At 44.4% G+C, this 20,830-nt stretch carries 17 protein-coding genes; 9 read left to right on the top strand and 8 right to left on the bottom strand.

The window, feature by feature from the left end:
* The first annotated feature begins 126 nt into the window (after nucleotides 1-126).
* Complete coding sequence (locus tag IQQ51_RS18600; RefSeq protein WP_193841790.1) at nucleotides 127-1,587, top strand: hypothetical protein; 1,461 nt, start codon at nucleotides 127-129, stop codon at nucleotides 1,585-1,587.
* A 124-nt stretch (nucleotides 1,588-1,711) separates the two neighbouring features.
* On the opposite strand, the gene IQQ51_RS18595 is transcribed toward IQQ51_RS18600, so the two are convergent.
* On the bottom strand, nucleotides 1,712-3,343 hold the full coding sequence (locus tag IQQ51_RS18595; protein WP_193841789.1) for an NAD(P)/FAD-dependent oxidoreductase: 1,632 nt from the start codon (nucleotides 3,341-3,343) through the stop codon (nucleotides 1,712-1,714).
* 253 nt (nucleotides 3,344-3,596) lie between these two features.
* Between IQQ51_RS18595 and fdxA the strand changes: the two genes are divergently transcribed.
* Nucleotides 3,597-3,920, top strand: coding sequence for a ferredoxin FdxA (gene fdxA / locus IQQ51_RS18590; protein WP_017631334.1), 324 nt, complete (start codon nucleotides 3,597-3,599; stop codon nucleotides 3,918-3,920).
* Between the two features lie 300 nt (nucleotides 3,921-4,220).
* On the opposite strand, the gene IQQ51_RS18585 is transcribed toward fdxA, so the two are convergent.
* The 3 genes from IQQ51_RS18585 to IQQ51_RS18575 all read right to left on the bottom strand — a co-directional run bounded on the left by IQQ51_RS18585 (nucleotide 4,221) and on the right by IQQ51_RS18575 (nucleotide 6,702).
* Nucleotides 4,221-4,955: an RNA methyltransferase gene (locus IQQ51_RS18585; RefSeq protein WP_017067486.1), complete on the bottom strand. Its 735-nt coding sequence runs from the start codon at nucleotides 4,953-4,955 to the stop codon at nucleotides 4,221-4,223.
* A 175-nt stretch (nucleotides 4,956-5,130) separates the two neighbouring features.
* Nucleotides 5,131-6,183 (bottom strand): aldo/keto reductase, encoded by a 1,053-nt coding sequence (locus tag IQQ51_RS18580; RefSeq protein WP_193841788.1) that lies wholly within the window; start codon nucleotides 6,181-6,183, stop codon nucleotides 5,131-5,133.
* Nucleotides 6,184-6,555: 372 nt separating this feature from the next.
* Nucleotides 6,556-6,702: a hypothetical protein gene (locus IQQ51_RS18575; RefSeq protein WP_012600995.1), complete on the bottom strand. Its 147-nt coding sequence runs from the start codon at nucleotides 6,700-6,702 to the stop codon at nucleotides 6,556-6,558.
* A 346-nt stretch (nucleotides 6,703-7,048) separates the two neighbouring features.
* Here IQQ51_RS18575 and pepT point away from each other — a divergent pair, with 346 nt between their 5' ends.
* From pepT to IQQ51_RS18560, 3 genes are all read left to right on the top strand, one after another.
* Nucleotides 7,049-8,281 carry a peptidase T gene (gene pepT, locus IQQ51_RS18570; RefSeq protein ID WP_193841787.1) on the top strand — a complete coding sequence of 411 codons (1,233 nt, stop codon included), beginning with the start codon at nucleotides 7,049-7,051 and terminating at the stop codon, nucleotides 8,279-8,281.
* Nucleotides 8,282-8,357: 76 nt separating this feature from the next.
* Nucleotides 8,358-8,825 (top strand): DM13 domain-containing protein, encoded by a 468-nt coding sequence (locus IQQ51_RS18565; RefSeq protein ID WP_061038058.1) that lies wholly within the window; start codon nucleotides 8,358-8,360, stop codon nucleotides 8,823-8,825.
* 136 nt (nucleotides 8,826-8,961) lie between these two features.
* Nucleotides 8,962-9,804, top strand: a complete 843-nt coding sequence (locus IQQ51_RS18560) for a mechanosensitive ion channel family protein (protein ID WP_048606011.1) — start codon at nucleotides 8,962-8,964, stop codon at nucleotides 9,802-9,804.
* A gap of 144 nt (nucleotides 9,805-9,948) precedes the next feature.
* Here the strand turns inward: IQQ51_RS18560 and IQQ51_RS18555 are convergent, their stop codons facing one another.
* Nucleotides 9,949-10,392, bottom strand: coding sequence for a dCMP deaminase family protein (locus tag IQQ51_RS18555; RefSeq protein WP_004737813.1), 444 nt, complete (start codon nucleotides 10,390-10,392; stop codon nucleotides 9,949-9,951).
* A gap of 259 nt (nucleotides 10,393-10,651) precedes the next feature.
* Between IQQ51_RS18555 and IQQ51_RS18550 the strand changes: the two genes are divergently transcribed.
* The 3 genes from IQQ51_RS18550 to IQQ51_RS18540 all read left to right on the top strand — a co-directional run bounded on the left by IQQ51_RS18550 (nucleotide 10,652) and on the right by IQQ51_RS18540 (nucleotide 15,972).
* Entirely contained in the window at nucleotides 10,652-11,788 is a 1,137-nt protein-coding gene (locus IQQ51_RS18550; protein WP_048614803.1) for an efflux RND transporter periplasmic adaptor subunit, read from the top strand.
* Between the two features lie 11 nt (nucleotides 11,789-11,799).
* Entirely contained in the window at nucleotides 11,800-14,952 is a 3,153-nt protein-coding gene (locus IQQ51_RS18545; protein ID WP_193841786.1) for an efflux RND transporter permease subunit, read from the top strand.
* Nucleotides 14,953-15,285: 333 nt separating this feature from the next.
* Complete coding sequence (locus tag IQQ51_RS18540) at nucleotides 15,286-15,972, top strand: MaoC family dehydratase (RefSeq protein WP_017059493.1); 687 nt, start codon at nucleotides 15,286-15,288, stop codon at nucleotides 15,970-15,972.
* Nucleotides 15,973-16,047: 75 nt separating this feature from the next.
* Here IQQ51_RS18540 and IQQ51_RS18535 read toward each other — a convergent pair whose 3' ends face one another.
* Nucleotides 16,048-16,863, bottom strand: a complete 816-nt coding sequence (locus IQQ51_RS18535; protein ID WP_048610785.1) for a phosphate ABC transporter substrate-binding protein — start codon at nucleotides 16,861-16,863, stop codon at nucleotides 16,048-16,050.
* Between the two features lie 253 nt (nucleotides 16,864-17,116).
* Between IQQ51_RS18535 and IQQ51_RS18530 the strand changes: the two genes are divergently transcribed.
* On the top strand, nucleotides 17,117-17,479 hold the full coding sequence (locus tag IQQ51_RS18530) for a DUF3024 domain-containing protein (RefSeq protein WP_048606017.1): 363 nt from the start codon (nucleotides 17,117-17,119) through the stop codon (nucleotides 17,477-17,479).
* A gap of 188 nt (nucleotides 17,480-17,667) precedes the next feature.
* Here the strand turns inward: IQQ51_RS18530 and IQQ51_RS18525 are convergent, their stop codons facing one another.
* Together IQQ51_RS18525 and rnb are read right to left on the bottom strand one after the other, a co-directional pair.
* The gene (locus IQQ51_RS18525; RefSeq protein ID WP_193841785.1) at nucleotides 17,668-18,498 is read right to left on the bottom strand and encodes a helix-turn-helix domain-containing protein; all 831 of its coding nucleotides are present in this window, start codon (nucleotides 18,496-18,498) and stop codon (nucleotides 17,668-17,670) included.
* A 158-nt stretch (nucleotides 18,499-18,656) separates the two neighbouring features.
* Complete coding sequence (rnb, locus tag IQQ51_RS18520; protein ID WP_193841784.1) at nucleotides 18,657-20,663, bottom strand: exoribonuclease II; 2,007 nt, start codon at nucleotides 20,661-20,663, stop codon at nucleotides 18,657-18,659.
* Nucleotides 20,664-20,830: the final 167 nt, after the last annotated feature.

The following is a 20,830-nucleotide window of genomic DNA, read 5'->3' as shown; positions in this document are numbered from 1 at the left end:
ATCACCCTTTCGTGTTTCTTTCTAATGCCAATCGCTATTATGACGGGCTATGACTATCACAGTCATTTCCGGTCATCCCCCCAATGACAATTCCATTTATAATGTATTTCATTAGGATCTAATCGAATGAAACTTAAGCTTATTTCTATCGCACTTATAGCTGGTGGCCTTGCGGCTTGTGGCGGAGGAGGCGGTGGTAGCAACACAAGTGCTCCTGCTCCTCAAACGAGAACCTTACAAGGTGTCGCCATTGACGGGTATATTTCCGGGGCGACCGCGTTTCTAGATATCAATTATAATGGCGTATTAGATGAAGGTGAGCCTAGCAGTATCACGGACCATGAGGGCAGCTATGAGCTATCTTTGACGGGCTCTAACTCAGACTGTATGGACTACGCTCCAATCGTAGTGAACGTGCCAGTAGGCGCTATTGATGCGGACAGCCCAAACACACCGATTACTGAACCTTATCAGTTAATATTTCCGCCAGTCATGACGGTGAGTTCTGAGCAAGAAATTAAGTCGACTACGCCACTTACGACCGTGTTATGGAATCAGATCCAAGCCGACTTGTATAAAGGTGGTTTAAACAGTTGCTCTGCTTTGAAGCAAGCTGTGAACACCCAAAATAGCATTATCCAAAATGTGAAAGAGCATGACTTCCGAATTGCGAACCGATACAACATCGCAGTCGAGGACTTGTACGGTGATTTCGTTAAAGAGCAAAACACTGAGCTCTACGATTTAGCGCAGAAGATGATGCCTGCCATTAAAAAGTCCTATCAAGAGACCAAAGAGATTCAAAAAGAGAACCCAACAGCCCAGCAAGCTTATGTTGACTATTACTGGCAGCATTGGGACTACGCCAAGAAGAACGAAATTAATAAGTGGTATAAAGTTAAAACAGTGATGACTGCGGATAAGCTGATTGTCATTGAACATGAAGTTTCAGCCGACCTGCAGACAGAACTGGCGTTAAGTGAACATTTTGAGCGTAATGGTCAGAAGAAAAATGGCTTAGAGTATGACAAAGAAGCTTCGTTCTCATTGGACCCTGATGGAAACCAACACTCATGCTCAGTGCAAGAGACCATCAAGCAGCAAGTTTTACCTAACTCACTTGCGACTTTTGGTGTGATGAACCGTGGTTGGTCTAAACAACCTGATTGGGACAGCTGTTCTCGTCAAGACGTTGGTGCGGGCTTTATGCAAACCTTGACGGCAGATCTTGTCGGTGACTACAAAGACCAGTTTACCCAAGTACAAGCGAAATTTAATTTTGAGAATAACGCGCCACATCCAGAGTGGGTTAATCTTGGTGATTCGTTAGATAGTGTTTCGCGCAGCGACTTTGATGCGCTCAACTATCTATCGGTAGATTTTAATGACAACAGTTCATATGGCTCTGACAGCTGGAACCGACATAAGTATGCGTACATTGAAAATACGCCGTTTGATTATACTCAAACGATAACGTCTAGATATTCTCATGGTAACTGGACTAAAGGTTATTATTACCAGAATGGGACAAGTCTATTTGAGTGTTCAGATGATGGTGTGAACTGGTCAAAAGAGACTTGTAAGTAACACTGACGAAGTCGTGACTAAATAATTTTAGATACCTTTATGCAATAAAAAAATCCAGTGTCGACAAGACACTGGATTTTTAGTTTTGGTTAATCGAAATCTAGCTTTGCTTTATTGAAAGCGCTTAAGCGATCTCAATCTTCTCAGCTTGGTTCTGCTCTACCATTGATAGTGCTAGCGCTTCTGCAGCCTTAATGCCGTCGATACCAGCAGACAGGATGCCGCCTGCGTAGCCTGCACCTTCACCAGCGGGGAAGAAGCCCTTAAGGTTGATGCTTTGGAAGTCTTTGCCACGTTTGATGCATACAGGAGAAGACGTACGAGTTTCAACACCGGTTAGTAGGCCGTCTGGCGTAGAGAAACCTTTGATCTTCTTCTCGAACGCTGGGATTGCTTCACGAATCGCTTCGATAGCAAAATCAGGCAGCGCTTTTGAAATATCAGTCAGGTGGATACCCGGCGTGAATGACGGTTGTACTTCACCGATCGCACTTGGATCGCGACCTTTCAAGAAGTCACCGATTTTCTGAGCTGGTGCATCGTAGTTTTCACCACCAAGAACATAAGCGCCGCTTTCTAGTTCACGTTGTAAACGGATACCAGCCAGTGCGTCACCTGGGTAATCACGCTCTGGGTCGATACCTACAACGATTGCGCTGTTTGCGTTACGCTCTGCACGAGAGTATTGGCTCATGCCGTTAGTTACTACGCGGCCTTCTTCAGACGTTGCCGCTACTACAGTACCGCCTGGGCACATACAGAAGCTGTATACAGTGCGGCCATTCTTACAGTGGTGAACCAGTTTGTAGTCCGCAGCACCAAGGATTGGGTTGCCTGCGTTCTTACCGAAACGAGCTTCATCGATCATTGATTGCTTGTGCTCGATACGGAAGCCAATAGAAAAAGGCTTCGCTTCCATGTAAACGCCACGATCGTACAGCATTTCAAACGTGTCACGAGCACTGTGGCCAACAGCCAATACCACGTGACGAGATTTGATCTCTTCACCGTTAGAAAGCGTTAGACCTGTGATTTGGCCATCTTCCATATGAACGTCGTCAACACGAGTGCTGAAACGGATTTCACCGCCGAGTTCAATGATAGAAGCACGCATCTTTTCAATCATAGTAACCAGTTTAAAGGTACCGATGTGTGGCTTACTTACGTATAGAATTTCTTCTGGTGCACCCGCAGCAACGAACTCTTCAATTACCTTACGGCCATAGTGCTTTGGATCTTTAACTTGGCTGTACAGCTTACCGTCCGAGAATGTACCTGCGCCGCCTTCACCAAACTGCACGTTTGATTCAGTGTTCAGTGTGCGCTTACGCCAGAAACCAAAGGTATCTTTAGTACGTTCACGAACTTCTTTACCACGCTCAACGATGATTGGGTTGAAACCCATTTGAGCAAGCACTAGGCCAGCGAATAGACCACACGGGCCAAAGCCGATAACCACAGGGCGCTCAGTTTGGTTCTCAACTGCTTTAGCAACAAACTTGTACTCCATATCAGGAGTCACTTTTACGTGCGGGTCGCTAATGAATTGTTCTAACAACTCAGCTTCGTTTTCAACGAGAACGTCAAGCGTGTAGATAAGTAAGATCTTTGATTTCTTACGAGCATCGTAGCCACGTTTAAAGATATTAAAAGAGAGTACCTGATCAGAGTTAATACCAAGTTTCGCTTCAATAGCGTCTTGAATCGCAGACTCTTCATGGTCTAGTGGGAGTTTAATTTCGGTTAAACGTATCATTTCGATGTCTCGTTTTTATAGGTGTCTTAGCTAGATCGTTTCTTAATACAGAGTTTGATGGAAACACTGATGTTCAAAGAAGCGATAAGCTCACAATGGCGCGCATTTTACGAGAAATTGATTTATCTGTCATACTAATTTGGAAACATGGAGCAAATAGACACGATATTAGAGCCGTATGATGTTGAATTTTGCTTTGGGATGAGTATTATCCCCATTCTTCAATTTTGACTAACTTATAGAGCAGAGCATCATGGCATTTGTCGTAGGCGATAATTGTATTCAATGTAAATACACAGACTGTGTGGCAGTGTGCCCCGCAGATGCGTTCCATGAAGGCCCAAATTTCATGGTAATCAACCCAATCGAATGTATTGATTGTGGCTTGTGTGTACCTGAATGTGATGCTCAAGCGATCTTCCAAGAAGATGAACTGCCAGAAGATCAAAAGATCTTCATCGAAGTGAACGCAGAACTTGCTGAGATTTGGCCGGTACAAACGGAAGTAAAAGCACCAATGGATGACGCTGAAAAGTGGAATGGTGTGTCTGATAAGTTGGCAATGCTAGAAAAGTAATTCTGCTACTTGAAATAAACCTTCCCCAAAAAAAGATCCCCAACTCAGTCGTCCCTCCTTCTTGAGGATGACGGCTGATGATTCAGTTAATTATTGACCTACTTGCCACGTTATATTTCAAAATCTACTTGATACTTGATACTTGATACTTGATACTTGATGCTTGATGCTGTGAGAGCTGGTGGTTGGTTTTGTCTCTATTTCTAAGTTACGTCATTCCCTACAGCGAGGGACGAGCAAGATAGGGAATCTTGCTCTTCATATCCGCGAGTTCTATTTCGTAGTTTACTCTTGAATCGATTAACTATGCTGACGGCGCATATTGTCGAGAATAATACCTGTCGCCATTGCTACATTCAGAGACTCTGCGCCACCGAATGCAGGAATCGTAATCTTATCCGTTACGTATTTAGCCGCATGTTCACGAATACCGTGGGATTCGCTGCCCATCAACAAAATGCCGTTGGCAGTAAACTCAGTCTTATGAACACTTTCGCCTTCTAAAAACGCACCGTAAACAGGTAGGTTCGCTTGCTCTAAGTAAGCGGGTAAGTCAGTTTGGCTTACGTGAACTCGGCCAAAGCTGCCCATAGTCGCGCTGATCGTTTTAGGGTTGTATGGGTCTGCGCAATCGCTGCTCGCAACAATATGCTTGATGCCATACCAGTCTGCGACACGAATAATCGTACCTAGGTTGCCAGGGTCTGAAACGCCATCAAGCGCGATCATCAGTCCTGTTGCTTCTGGTAGCTCAAACGTTGGGATCTCAACAACCGCAATCGCGGCATTGTTGCTTACCAAAGTGCTCGCTTTGGTTAGATCATCCAGCGAGGCTTCAACACAATCAAACTCAATCAGTGAAGCATGATTTTCAGATAAGAAATCAGCGGTAGCGAAGACGTTCTTCACCACTAAGTCACTATTGAACAGCTCAAGAACGTTCTTTTCACCTTGAACTAGAAACAGGCCGTGGGCTTTACGTTGTTTCTTTTGGCCCAAAGCACGAAGGAGTTTTAATTGGTTTTTTGAAATCATGTTTTTATCCTAGATATAAGCCCGCGCATTATAGAGCAAAGGTTAGCGAACCAAAAGCGTGATGACTCAATGCGATCCACATAAAAAGCGAAAGTAACTCACTTAAAAAAGAAAAGCGCACTAAATAGCGCGCTCTTATGGGATTTACTCACCTAAGTTAAGCTGTACTGACAGCCTAATACGGAGCTGGGTAGCGCTTAAATACCGTGTTGATATCAGTCAGGATCTCTTCTGATAACGGTTTACTGAAAGCGGCTACGTTCTCTTTTAGCTGCTCCATCGTAGTTGCACCGATGATGGTGGACGTCACCCCATCAACTTGATTACACCAAGCCAATGCCAGTTGGCTCGGAGTGAACCCGTGAGCATTTGCCACTTCAACATAGCCTTTAACCGCTTCATTGGCAGATTCAGTATCACGGAAAATGCCTTTACGTTGCATGTAAGTCCAACGGCTGCCTTCCGGCCTTGCGCCATCGATGTATTTTCCACTCAACATGCCTGCAGCCAAAGGCGACCATGGCAGGTAAGCGACATCTTCATGCACACAGTTTTCAATCAAATATGGCCAGTCTTTTGCGTGCAGCAAGCTAAATTCATTCTGAATCGAAACCATACGTGGCAAATCGTGTTTCTCGCTCAGCTTGAGGTATGTGTTAATGCCCCAAGTAGAATCATCTGAAAGCCCGATATGGCGAATTTTACCCGCCTTAATGCAGCTTGCCAGTGCTTGTAGGATTTCCAACATCTCAGCTTCATGCTGCTTTCGGTCAATATCACTGAATCGAATGTGATTTGGGAAATGCTTACCAAAGTGAGGCGTTGTGCGATTTGGCCAATGAAGTTGGTAAAGGTCGATATAGTCTGTTTGTAGGCGTTGTAATGACGCATCAACCGCGGCGATCACAGCTTCACCCGTTATCGGACCACCATCTCGAACCCAAGGCAGTCCTGCCCCTGCTATTTTACTCGCAATGATTAACTCTTGGCGGCGTTGTGGATTACGAGACAACCAGTTGCCGATAATTGCTTCTGTTTTGCCATAGGTATCTGGAGAAGGGGGAACCGCGTACATTTCTGCCGTATCAATAAAGTTAATACCTTGGCTTAATGCGTATTCGATCTGTTGGTCGGCTTGCTGTTGCGTATTTTGTAGCCCCCAAGTCATGCTGCCAAGACAGATACGGGAAACGGGAATTTGACTACTTCCTAGCTTTGAATATTCCATTGAATTCGGGGTTCCTGTGGTTAGGTTCTCTGGTACTCGCATTATAGTTTTGAAAAGAGGGCGAGTGAGGAATGAAAACGAATATGAATTATTAGCACAAAATGACACGACAAGGTATGGCATCGGGGAGTTTAGTGAGTCATTTCTCAGCGCTGCAAGCTAGTGTGTGCAATGCGTGAAAATACATTCGCGAGAAACTATGAGCCAATTGGTGAGCGAGAAGTGAAGAACAACAAGCAATGAGTGAAGGTTTAATGTTCAGCTTGTTTGGGAGTGGGGGAGAGGATAACCGATCAAAAATAAAAAAAGCTCTACAGGATAGAGCGTAGAGCTTTTTTATAGGGGTCTTAATAGTGCTAGGTATTCATTGAGTTACGAGGTCGCGTTTGTGTCTAACCCACCCTGGGTTTGCGCCTGTCTTAGAGCTTCCTGCCTTTGAACTTCTTTCTCAGTTAATACTGGTCGAAGCGTTTCCTCAGAGGCTTGAGGAGAGAAAATGAAATATTTATTAATCGTCATAACTGTGTCTCCGTGTAACGTATGACAGATTCTGCATCAAGGATAAATTGTGATCATCATCCACTTTGTACTTTTTTTAGGCTGAGAGCGGAGGGCGTAGAATGCGTACAAAGCGATCTCTTATCATCCGTATGCAATGTTGAACTGACGAAACCCTCTGTTTTCAAGTATAGGAAGCGCATCTAATTTCGCACAATAATGATTTAGAGCAATTACATACATGGTCAGGGGCGTAAGATGAAAAACCTCGCTACTGACTCTGTGTTCGTATTTATTTAACGATGCATCGTATATCGAAAAAATATAAGTCAGTAAATCAATTACTTAATCCATGGTGAGATGAATTATGGAAAAGCTTGTAGAACGTTTTCTGAATTACGTTACTTTTGATACCAAATCCGATCCTTCTAATCAGCAATGCCCAAGTTCACCGGGTCAAATTACCTTTGCTGAAGCCTTAAAGTTAGAATTGGTGGCATTAGACTTAGCTGATGTGTCTTTAGATGACAATGGATACTTGATGGCGAAACTGCCGTCGAATGTCGATTATCCAGTGCCGGCGATTGGCTTTGTGGCACACATGGATACCGCTCCTGACGCATCAGGTGCCAACGTGAAACCGCAAGTGATTAAAGATTACCGAGGTGGAACGATTGAATTAGGTGAAAGTGGCGAGAGTTTGAGCCCAAGCCAATACCCAGACCTTGATTCTTTACATGGTCACGACCTGATTACGACTGACGGCACAACTCTGCTTGGTGCCGACAACAAAGCGGGTATCGCTGAAATCATCAGTGCAATTGCTTACCTGAAAGCGAATCCAGACATCAAACACGGCGACATCTGCATTGGTTTCACGCCGGATGAAGAGATTGGTCGCGGTGCGAACCTGTTTGACGTTGAAAAGTTTGGCGCCGAGTGGGCGTACACCATTGATGGTGGCCCAGTTGGGGAGTTGGAATTTGAGAACTTCAATGCCACGAGCGCCGATGTTATCTGTCATGGCGTGAACGTTCACCCAGGTACCGCAAAAGGTAAAATGGTGAACTCGATGAACATTGCAGCGCAATTCCAATTGATGATGCCAGCACAAGAAACTCCCGAATGCACAGAAGGTTATGAAGGTTTTTACCACCTGAAATCGGCGGAAATGGGTGTGGCTCGCTCTGAACTGGGTTACATCATCCGTGATTTTGAACGTGAGGGTGTAGAAGCGCGTAAGGCATTCATGCAACAGAAAGTCGATGAGTTGAATGAACGTCTTGAGAAAGGCCGTGTTGAGTTGGTGCTAACCGATAGCTACTTCAACATGAAAGAGATGGTTGAACCGCATCAACATATTATTGAATTGGCGAAGCAAGCGATGATTGAGTGCGATGTTGAGCCAATGATCAAGCCTATCCGAGGTGGTACAGACGGTGCTCGTTTATCTTTCATGGGGCTACCATGTCCGAATATCTTTACTGGTGGCTACAACTTCCACGGTATTCATGAGTTCATTACCATTCAAGGCATGGAGCAAGCGGTAAAAGTGATTGTTGAATTGTCTCAACGTACAGCGACGCATTACCAAAAATAGAACATCAGAGCGTTATATCTCTTTGTATTTTTGAGAGTATTCAATAATACTCTCTTTAAGCATAAGGGAGTACGCGATGAAAAAGTTAGTTTTACTTTGCACCCACTTAGCCGTGGGTGCTTTTGGTTTTGGGCTGGGTGTCTACGCATTACCTATCTTGATTGAGCCAGATTCTCCTTCTTCAAGTTCTGTTGAAGCGATCAGTGAGCAGGCTATCTACACGGGTGAGTTCACTAAAGATCGACAAGACAGTGACTTCTTGCACTGGGGAGAAGGCATCATTTCAGTGTCTGAAAGTGCGATCGCTTTTGAAGGTGAATTGGCGCCGGGACCTGATTACAAGGTTTACCTTTCACCTAAGTTCATTGAAACCGAGCAAGCTTTCAATGACAGCAAGAATGAGTTGCTGAGAGTCGGAGATGTAAAAACATTCGACCGCTTTATGGTTGAGCTTCCCGAAGGTACTGATCTTAATCGGTTTAATACGGTTGTGATTTGGTGTGAAACTTTTGGTCAATTTATTACTTCTGCCAAGATAAAATGATAGCCTTAGCTAGGCTAATACCAGAATGTATACGAGCGCTCAGGAATTGAGCGCTTTTTCATAGAAAGGATATTAGCGGCTTTCTTGTAAAGCTAACCGTTGTAAAGCTAACTGTTGTAATGCTAAGGAATAAGTAATGGAAAAGTTGTGGCAAGTAATTGATTTTCTACTCGCTCATAAGTTTATTTTTAGTGCGTTGATTATCACTATTATTTTAATCATTCGCCGAATCACCTTATCTCAAATAAGAGGTGATGTTGCTTTCCTTAGCGAAGACCAACGTAACTGGATGTCACGAACCAAAAACGGCACATTCGCGATTATTGTTGTGACGTTATTTGTGCTGTGGAAATCCGAAATCAGCGAGTTTGCGCTATCTGTCACGGCCATTGCTGTTGCGATCGTTGTAGCTTCAAAAGAGATCATTTTGTGTTTCACAGGTTCTATTCAGCGTGCGAGTTCTCGCTCATTTAGAATCGGCGACTGGATCGAAGTGGGTAAAATCAGCGGTGAGGTGATTGAGCACAATTTGATGGCGACTGTGATTCAAGAAATCGATTTGTATCATGGGCAATATCACTTCACTGGCAAGACAGCCACGCTGCCTAATAGTATGTTCTTCACTTATCCGGTAAAGAACCTCAACTTCATGAAGCGTTATGTTTATCATAACTTTTTTGTGACGGTGAAAGACTTTGTAAACCTATACCCTATGGTACCGGGTCTTATTGTGAAAATTGAAGAGCATTGCGAAGAGTTTATCGATGTTGCCCGCCGTTACAACGGTGTGATCGAAAAGCACGCTGGCGTTGACCTTCCGGGTTCTGAGCCTCACATCCATATCACAAGCAGTTCGACAGGTGAGCAAGAAGTGCACTTTATGATCTTCTGTCCGACCGAAAAAGCGATTCATTTAGAGCAAGATATTCGTAAAGACTTTATGGAAGCGTACGCGGAAGCATTCCCAACGAGCGCTTAGTTTGCTCATCAGTTTACAATGACCAAGCTATAGCCTCTAAACTATAGCTTCCAAAATATAGCGACCAAACTATAAGTCCAAACAACAGAAAGCCGAGAGCGATAATATCGACTCTCGGCTTTTTTGTTCTTGCTATCTGTTAGCTTAATCTAGGTCAGCGAGTGGTAACCAATCCACTTGTACACCAGCTTGCTCAAACATATCTTGGCTAACTTTAATCTTGTCGCCCCAGCGAGAAAGGAAATCTTCACTTTGCTCTGGGCAATGTACCGCTGAAATACCTGTTTGGATGATTTTTGCAGCACAGTTTGGACAAGGGAAATGCGTCACCCAGATTTCGCAGCTGTCCAAATCACGCTTAGCGAATAAAATTGCATTTTCTTCAGCGTGAAGCGTCTTGAGGTACTTCATCTCTCTGTCATCAGTATCCGCACTATCAGACACGCCATGTGGGTAGCCATTAAAACCAACAGAAACAATGCGGTTGTGCTTAGTGATTACGGCGCCGACTTGAGTTGAAGGATCTTTACTCCAAGAACCGACCAATTCCGCCATTTGATAGAAACGTTTAGCCCATTTTGAAATCATGAGAATTCCTTAACAATTAAATGTGAATGCTTATCTGTCTGACAATACATTATGTTAGACAATATCCATAGAGAACAAAAGCTGAGAGATTGATTTACTTAGGAATTGTAGCGTGTTTGTAATCACTTTATAAGCACTTGGTTTCAATTAACATATTGATACACTTTGGCCAGTTATAATTGATATTCCTCGGACAATGGTAACAGAGGTGTTACGTAAATTTTATGCTGTTCAAATACTAATAAGTGACGGTATAACCATGCGTAAAAAGTTGATCCTTACTGCTCTTGCAAGCTCTCTTATTCTTGCTGGGTGTGGGCAAGATGCTCAAAATGCCAAGCAAGCACCTTTACCTCTCGTAGCTGTACAGGATGTTAGCGTTGTTTCTCACCAGCAAAGTAAGTCGTATATCGGTCGTATAGAAGCCGTTGAAGACACGGCTATTACAGCGCAGGTTTCTGGCTACCTACAAAGCCGTCATTTTAATGAAGGCCAAATGGTTGAAAAGGGTCAATTGCTTTACTCGATTGAACCTTCTTCGTTTGAAGCCGAAGTAGCAAGCGCAAAAGCGTCTGTTGCTCAAGCGAACGCGAACCTTAAAAAAGCTGAGCTTGATTTTAATCGTGGTAAAAACCTACTTCCGAAAGGCAGTATCTCTCAATCTGAATTCGATGCATTAACCGCAAACTTGTTAGGTTCTCAAGCACAGCTTGAAGCAAGCCAAGCACAGCTAAATGCTGCGAATGTTCAGCTTTCTCATACCAAAATCATCGCGCCTTTCTCTGGCCGTATTAGCGATACCAAAGTGAGCACAGGTGATCTGGTTTCACCGTCTTCAGGTGTGCTGACGACTTTGGTTAGCCTAGACCCAATCCACGCATCGTTCAGCATCAGTGAGCGTGAGCGTATTGAGCTGGGTATGGACCGTATCGAAGGCGATGGCAGCAGCGACTCTGCAGGTGTTGAAGTTCAGATCATGCTTGAAAATGGTGAAGCGTTCGAACACCTAGGTCAGCTTGACTTCTTGGGCAACCGTATCAACCTCAATACTGGTACGATCGCGATGCGCGCGATTGCCGATAACCCGAATCAGCAATTACTTCCAGGCCAACACGTTCGCGTTGATCTACGTGAAAAACAACCTATTGATGTTGTGACTATTCCTCGTCGCGCAGTGCAAACCGACCTCGAAGGTGACTTCGTGATGGTATTGGTTGAAGGCGAAGCTGAACCCGTTGCTGAGCGTAGAAACATCGAGATGGGTCGCCAGATTGAAGGTGGCGTGATTGTTCATTCTGGACTAGAGAAAAACGACGCGGTCATCACTCAAGGCCTACAGCGTGTACGTAATGGTATGTCTGTTCGTATTCAAGCTTCTGCTGAACAAGCTGAGTAAGGGGACTATTTATGTTAAGTCGTTTCTTTATTCAAAGGCCTAAGTTCGCCCTTGTTATATCTATAATCTTAACGCTGGCGGGTGCGATTTCTCTCGCTATCTTGCCAGTGGCTGAATATCCAAAAATCAGTCCACCGTCGGTCAGTGTTTCGGCATTCTACACGGGCGCAAGTGCTGAAGTGGTGGAACAGGCGATAGCCGACCCCATAGAAACGTCGGTTAACGGCGTAGAAGATATGATCTACATGTCTTCTAAAAGTGCTAACGATGGTTCATACAACCTTAACGTGACCTTTGATGTTGGTACTGATCCAGATATGGCTCAGGTCAACGTTCAGAACCGAGTTGCTCAGATCGAATCGAAGCTTCCACAAGAAGTAAGAATGGTGGGTGTAACGGTTAAGAAGCGTTCTCCGGACCTGTTGATGGTATTGAACTTCTACTCGCCAAACGGTGAGTACAACGACCAATTCCTGATCAACTACGTGAACTTGAACATTAAAGACCAGCTGGCTCGTGTGAAGGGCATCAGTGAAGTTAACGTATTGGGTGGTGGTGAATACGCGATGCGTGTTTGGTTAGATCCTGAGAAAATGGCTAACCTCAATATAACCACCTCTGACGTGAATCGCGCCTTGGCTGAACAGAACGTTCAGGTAGCGGCTGGCCGTATTGGTGCAGCACCTTACGACAACGCACAAGAAGTGCAGTTCAACTTGGTAACCAAAGGGCGACTAGAAACGGCTGATGAGTTTGAAAATGTTGTGCTTCGCGCTAGCCAAGATGGTTCAACGGTTTACTTAAAAGACATCGCACGTGTTGAGCTTGGTAAAAAGTTCTACGACGGCAATGGTAAATATCGTGGTCAAGACGCTTCAATCGTAACGCTGTCACTTCAATCAGACGCTAACGCGCTGGAAAGTGGTAAAGCGGTAATGGCGATGCTGGACAATCTAAGCAAAAACTTCCCTGAAGGCGTTGCTTATGAGGCGAGTTATGACACTACAGTATTCGTTGCTGAGTCGATCAAAGGGGTAGTAAAGACCCTAATCGAAGCTATCTTGCTGGTTATTGCGGTAACGTACTTGTTCTTGGGTAGTGCGCGTGCAACCTTGATTCCTGTAGTTGCGATTCCGGTATCTTTGATTGGTACGTTTGCCATCATGCAGATGACGGGTTTCACCATCAACACGGTAACCCTGTTTGGTTTGATACTAGCGATTGGTATCGTAGTAGATGATGCGATCTTGGTTATCGAGAACGTTGATACCACGATGGCTAAAGATCCAACCATTTCACCGCGTAAAGCAACGCTCATCGCGATGAAAGAAGTAACAGGTCCGATCATTACTTCTACTTTGGTTCTGTTAGCAGTATTCATTCCAGTAGCGATGCTGCCAGGTATCACCGGCATCATGTATCGTCAGTTCGCTCTGACTATCTGTATTGCGGTTGTTATCTCTTCTATTAACGCTCTAACGCTGTCACCAGCATTGTGTTCATTGGTTCTTAAACAGGGCGGTGGTAACACAGCACGTTGGTACCAAGCGTTTAACCGTGGTCTTGAATCCGTAACCAACAAATACGGTCAAATAGCAGGCTTCCTTGTGAAAAAGGGTGTTCTACTGTTTACCTTCTTTATTGTGGCACTAGCGGCGGTAACTTACTTCGCGAAAACTACGTCTACGGCATTTGTACCTCAAGAAGATAAAGGCATCTTGCTGGTTAACGTGCAGCTTCCTGACGCGGCATCACTGTCTCGTACAGAAGATGTGACTGAGCAATTGCTAGAGATGGTTGAGCAAGAGCCGGGTGTTGATGGCGTAACACTGGTTAATGGCTATGCATTCATGACGGGCGCTTCTGCTTCGAATGGCGCATCGCTATTTATCAAGCTGCATGATTGGGATATGCGTAACGCACTGGACGGTCAACATTCAGCGCAAGCTATCTCACAACGTATTAACGGTCGAGCAGCAACAGAATTGCCTCAAGCGATTGTATTTGCAATGGGACCTCCAGCAGTACCGGGTATGGGTGCAGCGTCTGGTTTTGAGTTCGTTCTTGAAGATACATTAGGTCGTAGCCGTACCGATCTCGCGATGGTTATGAATGATGTGATTGCTGAGGCTGCAAAACAGCCTGAGATTTCACATACATTCAGTACCTTCCGTGCCAATGTACCGCACTACTATGTCGACATTGACCGTGAGAAAGCGCAGCAACTTGGTATTCCGTTGTCGGAAATCTTCCAAACACTACAAGGTAACCTAGGTTCTCTGTACGTGAATGATTTCACCATGTTTGGTAAGAACTTCCGCGTAACCATGCAAGCTGACAGTGAACACCGTAGCAGCATGGACGATCTACAACGATTCCACGTTCGTTCGTCTAATGGCGAGATGATCCCGTTAAGCACATTGGTGACTTACGACCAGATCTTCGAACCAGATGTAGCATGGCGTTACAACATGTACCGCAGTGCCGTGATTCAAGGCCAACCTGCGCCGGGTTACTCAAGTGGTGATGCGATTGCGGCAATGGAACGTGTCGCGGCTGACGTGCTGCCTCAGGGCTACCAGTACGAATGGACAGGCATGGCTTACCAAGAAGTACTAGCAGGTAACCAAGCGATCTTTGCTTTCGCACTGGCTCTGATCTTCATCTATCTGTTTATGGTGGCTCAATACGAGAGTTGGACAATACCGATTGCGATTATCCTCGTGGTACCTGTCGCAACTTTAGGATCCTTCTTAGCGTTGAATCTAACGGGCACACCATTGAACCTTTATGCACAGATAGGTTTGGTTCTCTTGATAGCCTTGGCCGCGAAGAACGCAATCTTGATTGTGGAATTCGCAAAGGTTGAGCGTGAAGAGAAAGACGCACCGATTGAAGATGCGGCGGTGAAGGGCGGTACGCTGCGTTTCCGTGCTGTGAACATGACGTCTTGGTCGTTCATCTTAGGTATCTTCCCGCTTATCTTCGCTGCGGGCGCAGGTCACGTGAGTCAGAACTCTCTGGGTATTTCACTGATCGGCGGTCTGCTATGTGTATTACTGGCGGGTACGTTCCTAATCCCTGGCTTCTACGCATTCGTGCAACGTAAGCGTGAAAAAGCACACGGTGGTAATACCAAGCTGGTTCCGCTTGATGACGAATAGGGGATTGAGTGTCTTGTAAGATTCGTCTCTTACAAGACCAACCCTCGGAAAACTAATTCCTTGTAAAAACTAAGGTTTAGCATTGCGCTAAGCCTTTTTTTATTCCACTTATGAATAAAAACGCCTTTTATATAAACAAATGTTTGTTATGTGATAGAGTTAACACTCTAATTTGGGTTTTGTAATAAAATGATGTTTTATTGGTAAGTGCATGTTTAATATGATTTTAACAAGGTTCAGCTAACGGTTGTATGCTCGAAAACATTTGCACAATAGTGTGAAGTGTTTCAAAATTACGAAGTTATATTGAAATTTTTGTGCATTGAGGTTCTTATGAAAGTCATTGATTTATTTAAACACCGAGGCGATAGCATGTCTTCGCAACACTCAGAGTTTATGCAATGGATGTCTCCAGCTCTTAGAGATTACTGGGGCGACTTTCTTAATCGTACGCAAAACAGCCATTTCTTTGCGTGGGTTCGTGATCACCACAAACCTGCTGTCAATGAAGATGCACCAGAGATGCCGGTGGAACAGCCGATCGTACTTAAGCCTGAAGCACAACTTGTGTTTGATGAGCTTAATCAGCAGATCGGTGAAGTCATCCATACTGGCGACTGGATCAATGTAAGTCAAGACCGTATTAACCAGTTCGGCCTTGTTACTGAAGATATGCAGTGGATTCACACTGAGCCTGAAAAAGCGGAAACAGATTCTCCGTTCAAAACAACCATCGCACATGGTTTTTTAACTTTATCTCTGCTTCCTCGATTGACTGACAGTGTTGACCCTGACAAGTCTCAATTCCCAACAGCGAAGATGGTCGTAAACATTGGTCTTAACCAAGTACGTTTCCCATACCCTGTCAAATCGGGCAGTAACGTTCGTGCTAAAAGTACGTTAACAAAAGTAACGCCAATCAAGAAAGGCCTAGAGATTGAACGTGAAATTCGCGTTGAAATCGAAGGTATTCGTCGTCCTGGCGCTGTGATCGTTTCAGTGATTCAACTTCACTTCTAAACGAACCATATAGATTCCAAAAAAAGAGAGAGCTTAATGCTCTCTCTTTTTTTTCATAAGATAAAACTCACTCACTTATTTAATGCGAGTGTAGCCGTACTCTTCGATAAGATCTTGCCCTTGCTTTGACTTCACGAACTTGATGAAGTCTTTGCTCTCGTCAGAAACTGAGTCTGTCTTATGCAGCAACAAGAATGGGCGAGCCAATTCATAGCTGTGGTTAGCAATGTTCTTAGATGTTGGCTCTACGCCTTCAAATGTGATTGCTTTAATCGAACGGTCGATCGAACCAACAGAGATAAAACCAATCGCATGCGGGTTATGGTTAACAATCGTTTTAACCATGCTGTTGCTGTTTACAACCAAGTTATTTGGGTTGATGTCAGACACTAGACGGTCATTAATGATCTTCGTTAAACCAAGCAAGCTTTCGAAGCTATAGCGTGAACCAGAAGACGCTTCGCGAGTGACAACTGCGATAGGCTGATCTGCGCCACCAACAGCTTTCCAGTTCGTGATTTTGCCTTTGTAGATATCGAACAGCTGCTCACGTGTAACGTTGCTTACAGCGTTTGAGCGGTTAGTTACGACAGCTAGGCCGTCAAAGGCAATTGGAAATACCTTCAACTTATCGTCCTGTTCGCGGTCGGTTAAATAACGCGAGCTCATACCGATGTCAGAGACACCTTTATTAACCATGGTAATACCTGCTGTAGAACCAATGCCCTGAACCGCAATATAGTTATCAGGGTGAGTCTTGTTGTACTCCTCAGCTAATACATCCATCACTCGTGATACTGAAGTGGAGCCCGAAATAGTGGTTTCTTGTGCTAAAGCAGCATGAGAAGACAGGGCTAAGGATAAAAGAGAGGCAAGCGCGACTCGTAACATAAACAACTCCTAGTTAATAACATTTGTCGCATATGATAGGTCGGTTATATGACACTTTTGTGAAATTCCATACGCTCGATGTATAGCTGTTTGATTGATGAGTGATAGCTTTTTGGGTTTACGAGAGCAAGATTCGTTTCTGGGAGCAGGGCGGGTATTTTGATTGCGCTTGTTCGCTAAAATGTTTGTTGAGTCCTAAGCTAAGTAGAGGAATTCACTACTTAGAAGTTTCTATGAAGTTACAAGGGGTGTTATGTCCGTCATTCATATCGAACTGAATCGTCTTTTAATTGGAGCTGAGAAGCTCTGTACATCTCGAAATCGCAGTTTACCTGTCGAGCTAGGTAAATCCCTATATGAAGAGTGTGAGGGTGGTGTGCTGTTTTCTCAGGCGCATTATCTACTCGACTCATCTCACAGTGACTATACAAACGAGATCGTCTGCGTGACCTTTGATGAGTCGTTATCTTGTTGGTTAGTGATGGTGCCGCTTGAAGGGGATGTCGAAACCGACTCTGTTAATTGGGGGCCTTATCCGTACCTGCCTAAATCGAAGGATCTTGATGCTATTTTGGCGGAAATAGAAAAAGACCCTAAATCGTACTTCTGGTCATAGTCACTCCGGCTTCCCGTTTGCTGGTGGCCTGTTCCTGAAGATAATTAGCTGAATCTCAACTCAAAACTCAACCACTGAATCCCAAAACCAAATGACCTCACCCCAAATCCAAGTGGCCTAATATTGAAGCCACTTGGTTTACACCAGTACCCAACTAGACGTTCACATCAATCTATTGCTTTGTTTGTTTAAACTTCCGGCTTTACGCTTTGCAGTTGTGCTTGTGCCACTAGCGATCGGAAGTCTTTTGGTGTTTTGCCGTGATACGTTTTAAAGGCCGTGCTGAAGTGAGCGGCACTTTTAAAACCGGACTCATACGCGATTTGAGTGATCGACTTATCCGATGTTCTTAGCTGAGTGGCTGCATGAGCAATACGTTTTATCTTTAATAGGTTTGAGAACGACAGATCTTCAGCGGATAAGCGACGTTTAAGCGTAGCCGGTGACATTCCCATGTAACTGGCGAGCGTATCCAAAGAGATATTGTTTTCAATGTTTTGCTCGATGTAATGAATGACTCTTTGGGTCACGGTTAACCTTGAAGCTCGAGCAATAATAGCCAATAGACCAGGGTACTGTTCCACCATCAAAGACAGCAAACTTAAGCCTAATTGAGTGAGTGCGTAGTCATTCTGAGACGAAGAGTTGGCCAGTGACATGATGAGATCTTTCAACTGACAGAGCTCAGTATCCGTTTGATTGAACTTAATGTACTTGTCTGGGATTCGAGCGGATTCTAAATCGCTGAACTGATTAATGAACTTCTGAAAGATAGTCAAATCAAAATCTAAGCAGGTTGCACTGAATTCGCCATTTTCAGTGTTAACCGTGATGTCTTTAATCTGACCAGAATTGTAAAGGGTGAAATCACCGGCTTGCAACGAGGCTTGAGTGCCATTGGGTAGCACAAAAGAAATGCTGCCTTTCGATACCATAAAGATACCGTTTTTAGAGGCAGGATAACGTTCTCGTCTCCTGGGAATGAAGTTTCTGAACTGAGTAACTGTGATTGATGACATAGTGAGCTTCTTTGACGTTGTAAATTGATTGCTTATTGATTGTTTTTTTTAAGTATTGTTTAAGCATGAGACATTTACAAAAAAGGCGCTAATAATTAGCGCCTTTAGAAGTGAACCTTTGAAGCTTTTGACCTTGAAAGTCGTAGCTGTTAAAGCCTTTAAGCTTCGGTTTCGTTTGTCGTTTCAGGCTCGCTAGGCAAGTCCGCAAATACTTGAGTAGGTTTTGCTACTAAGTTACGGTTTTCCTGATTAACTTCTGAGAGAACTACTTCTAAAACGTCTCCCAGTTTGTATACCATTTCTTTATCGATAGATACAGTACCCATATCACCGTTGCACTCTATTCTTTCTTTATTATTAAGAATGAGAGATCCAGGGATAAATGCAGCTGCACCATTTTCAAGTAAACGTACACGCATACCTGCACGGTTAATATCGAAAATCTCAGCTTGGAAACGAGTTTCTTCTGCTGGAGAATTGGCTAGAGTGCGAGCATACAACCAATCGCCAACATTACGCTCAGCCATGCCGTGGTGACGGCGGTGCAGAGCAAGTTCATCACCAATGGTTTCATCTGGTGTTTGAATTGGCGCTTTACCTAAGATGTGTGCTTTCAGCATACGGTGGTTAATCATGTCGCCATATTTACGAATTGGAGAAGTCCAAGTTGCGTAAATATCTAAACCCATCGCGTAGTGCGGAGCAGGCTCATTGCTGATCTCGCTGTACGCTTGGAATTTACGAATACGGTTGTCGTAGTAGCTGTTGTCTAAAGAACCTAACCAACGACGCAGAGTAGCAAAACCTTCTAGAGAAACGATTTGCTCTTCAGTGAACGGTGTTTCCGCTTGTGGGTTTACCAGTTCAAGAACGTCAGAGACTTTCTCAGCCTTGAAACCAGAGTGGCAGTTAAACACACCTTGGTTGAAGCTCTCTTTTAGCACTCGGCCCGCACAGATGTTCGCGCTGATCATTGATTCTTCAACCAGCTTGTTTGCGCTACGACGCATGTCAGCATGGATAGCAACAACATCGTTATCTTCGCTCAGTTCAAAGCGGTAGTCAGGGCGGTCTGGGAACACAACAGCGTTTGCTGAGCGCCATGCTGAACGTGCTTGAGCAAATTGGTGAAGATCAGAAACAATTGCAGCAATCTCTTCTGATGGTTGCCATTTCTCTGATGCGCCTGTTTCTAGCCAGTCTGATACGTTGTCGTAAGCAAGACGAGCATGAGATTTGATGTTCGCAGCGAAGAAGTTAATGTCATCACCGATAACGCCATCTTTAGATACCGTTACTGTGCAGCAAAGTGCAGGACGAACTTCGTTCTCGATCAGTGAACATAGGTTGTCAGCAAGATCACGAGGCAACATTGGAATGTTACGACCAGGAAGGTAGATAGTGAAACCGCGCTCGCGAGCCACTTTATCCATCGCATCATCTGGAGAGATGTAAGCCGTTGGATCAGCAATTGCGATAGTCAGTTCAAAATCACCGTTCTCTTTCTTCTTCGCGTAAAGCGCGTCATCCATATCTTTTGTGCTTTCGCCATCGATAGTCACAAAAGGGACGTGCGTCATGTCTACACGTTCAAGATCGGCGTCATCGTTGATTAGCCAGTTGTCGATGCCTTCAGGTTCGCTGTTTGGTAGATCGTTTTGTGCCAGTGTTACCCACCAAGGTGCAATCTTGTCGTCAGCGTCTGTGATTTTCTCAGAGATCTGAGCCAAGAAGCCATTGTCACCTTTTAATGGGTGTTGAACGATATGAGCAACAACCCAGTCACCTTCTTTAAGCGTTTCAGGGTTTAGACCCTTCATTGCTTTCGCTTTAAGTTGCAGTTTTTTGAGCTGCGGGTGATCTGGAACAACGTTCAATCGGCCTTTGAAAAGCTTAACTCGCGCAATAAAGCGAGTAAGACCTTGTTCAACCAATTCCTCAGGCTCAGCTACTTCGCGCTCTTTCTCTGTGCGAATGATGGCAATCACCTTGTCACCGTGCACACATTTCTTCATGTACGGAGGCGGGATAAAGAAGCTTGTTTTGCTATCAACTTCGAGAAAACCAAAGCCTTTTTCAGTGGCTTTGATGGTACCTTCCTTTTTAGGGAGGGTTTCTTGGATTTGCTGCTTGAGCTGAGCGAGTAGAGGATTATCTTGAAACATCTTACTTTTATCTAACGAGAACAATTGAGCACACTATAATCATTGCGAGGCCCGATTACTACTTAAAGCCGAAGAGAGCGTAAATTAATTGCCCTCTTATTTAACTCTATCAATTTGGTCGAACTCTATCGCCCTGACGAGATATTCATCAAGTTTTGACGATATGA

This window comes from Vibrio sp. OPT18, from assembly GCF_015163615.1.
GTDB lineage: Bacteria > Pseudomonadota > Gammaproteobacteria > Enterobacterales > Vibrionaceae > Vibrio > Vibrio coralliirubri.
This window is presented reverse-complemented; position numbering and strand designations above follow the sequence as displayed.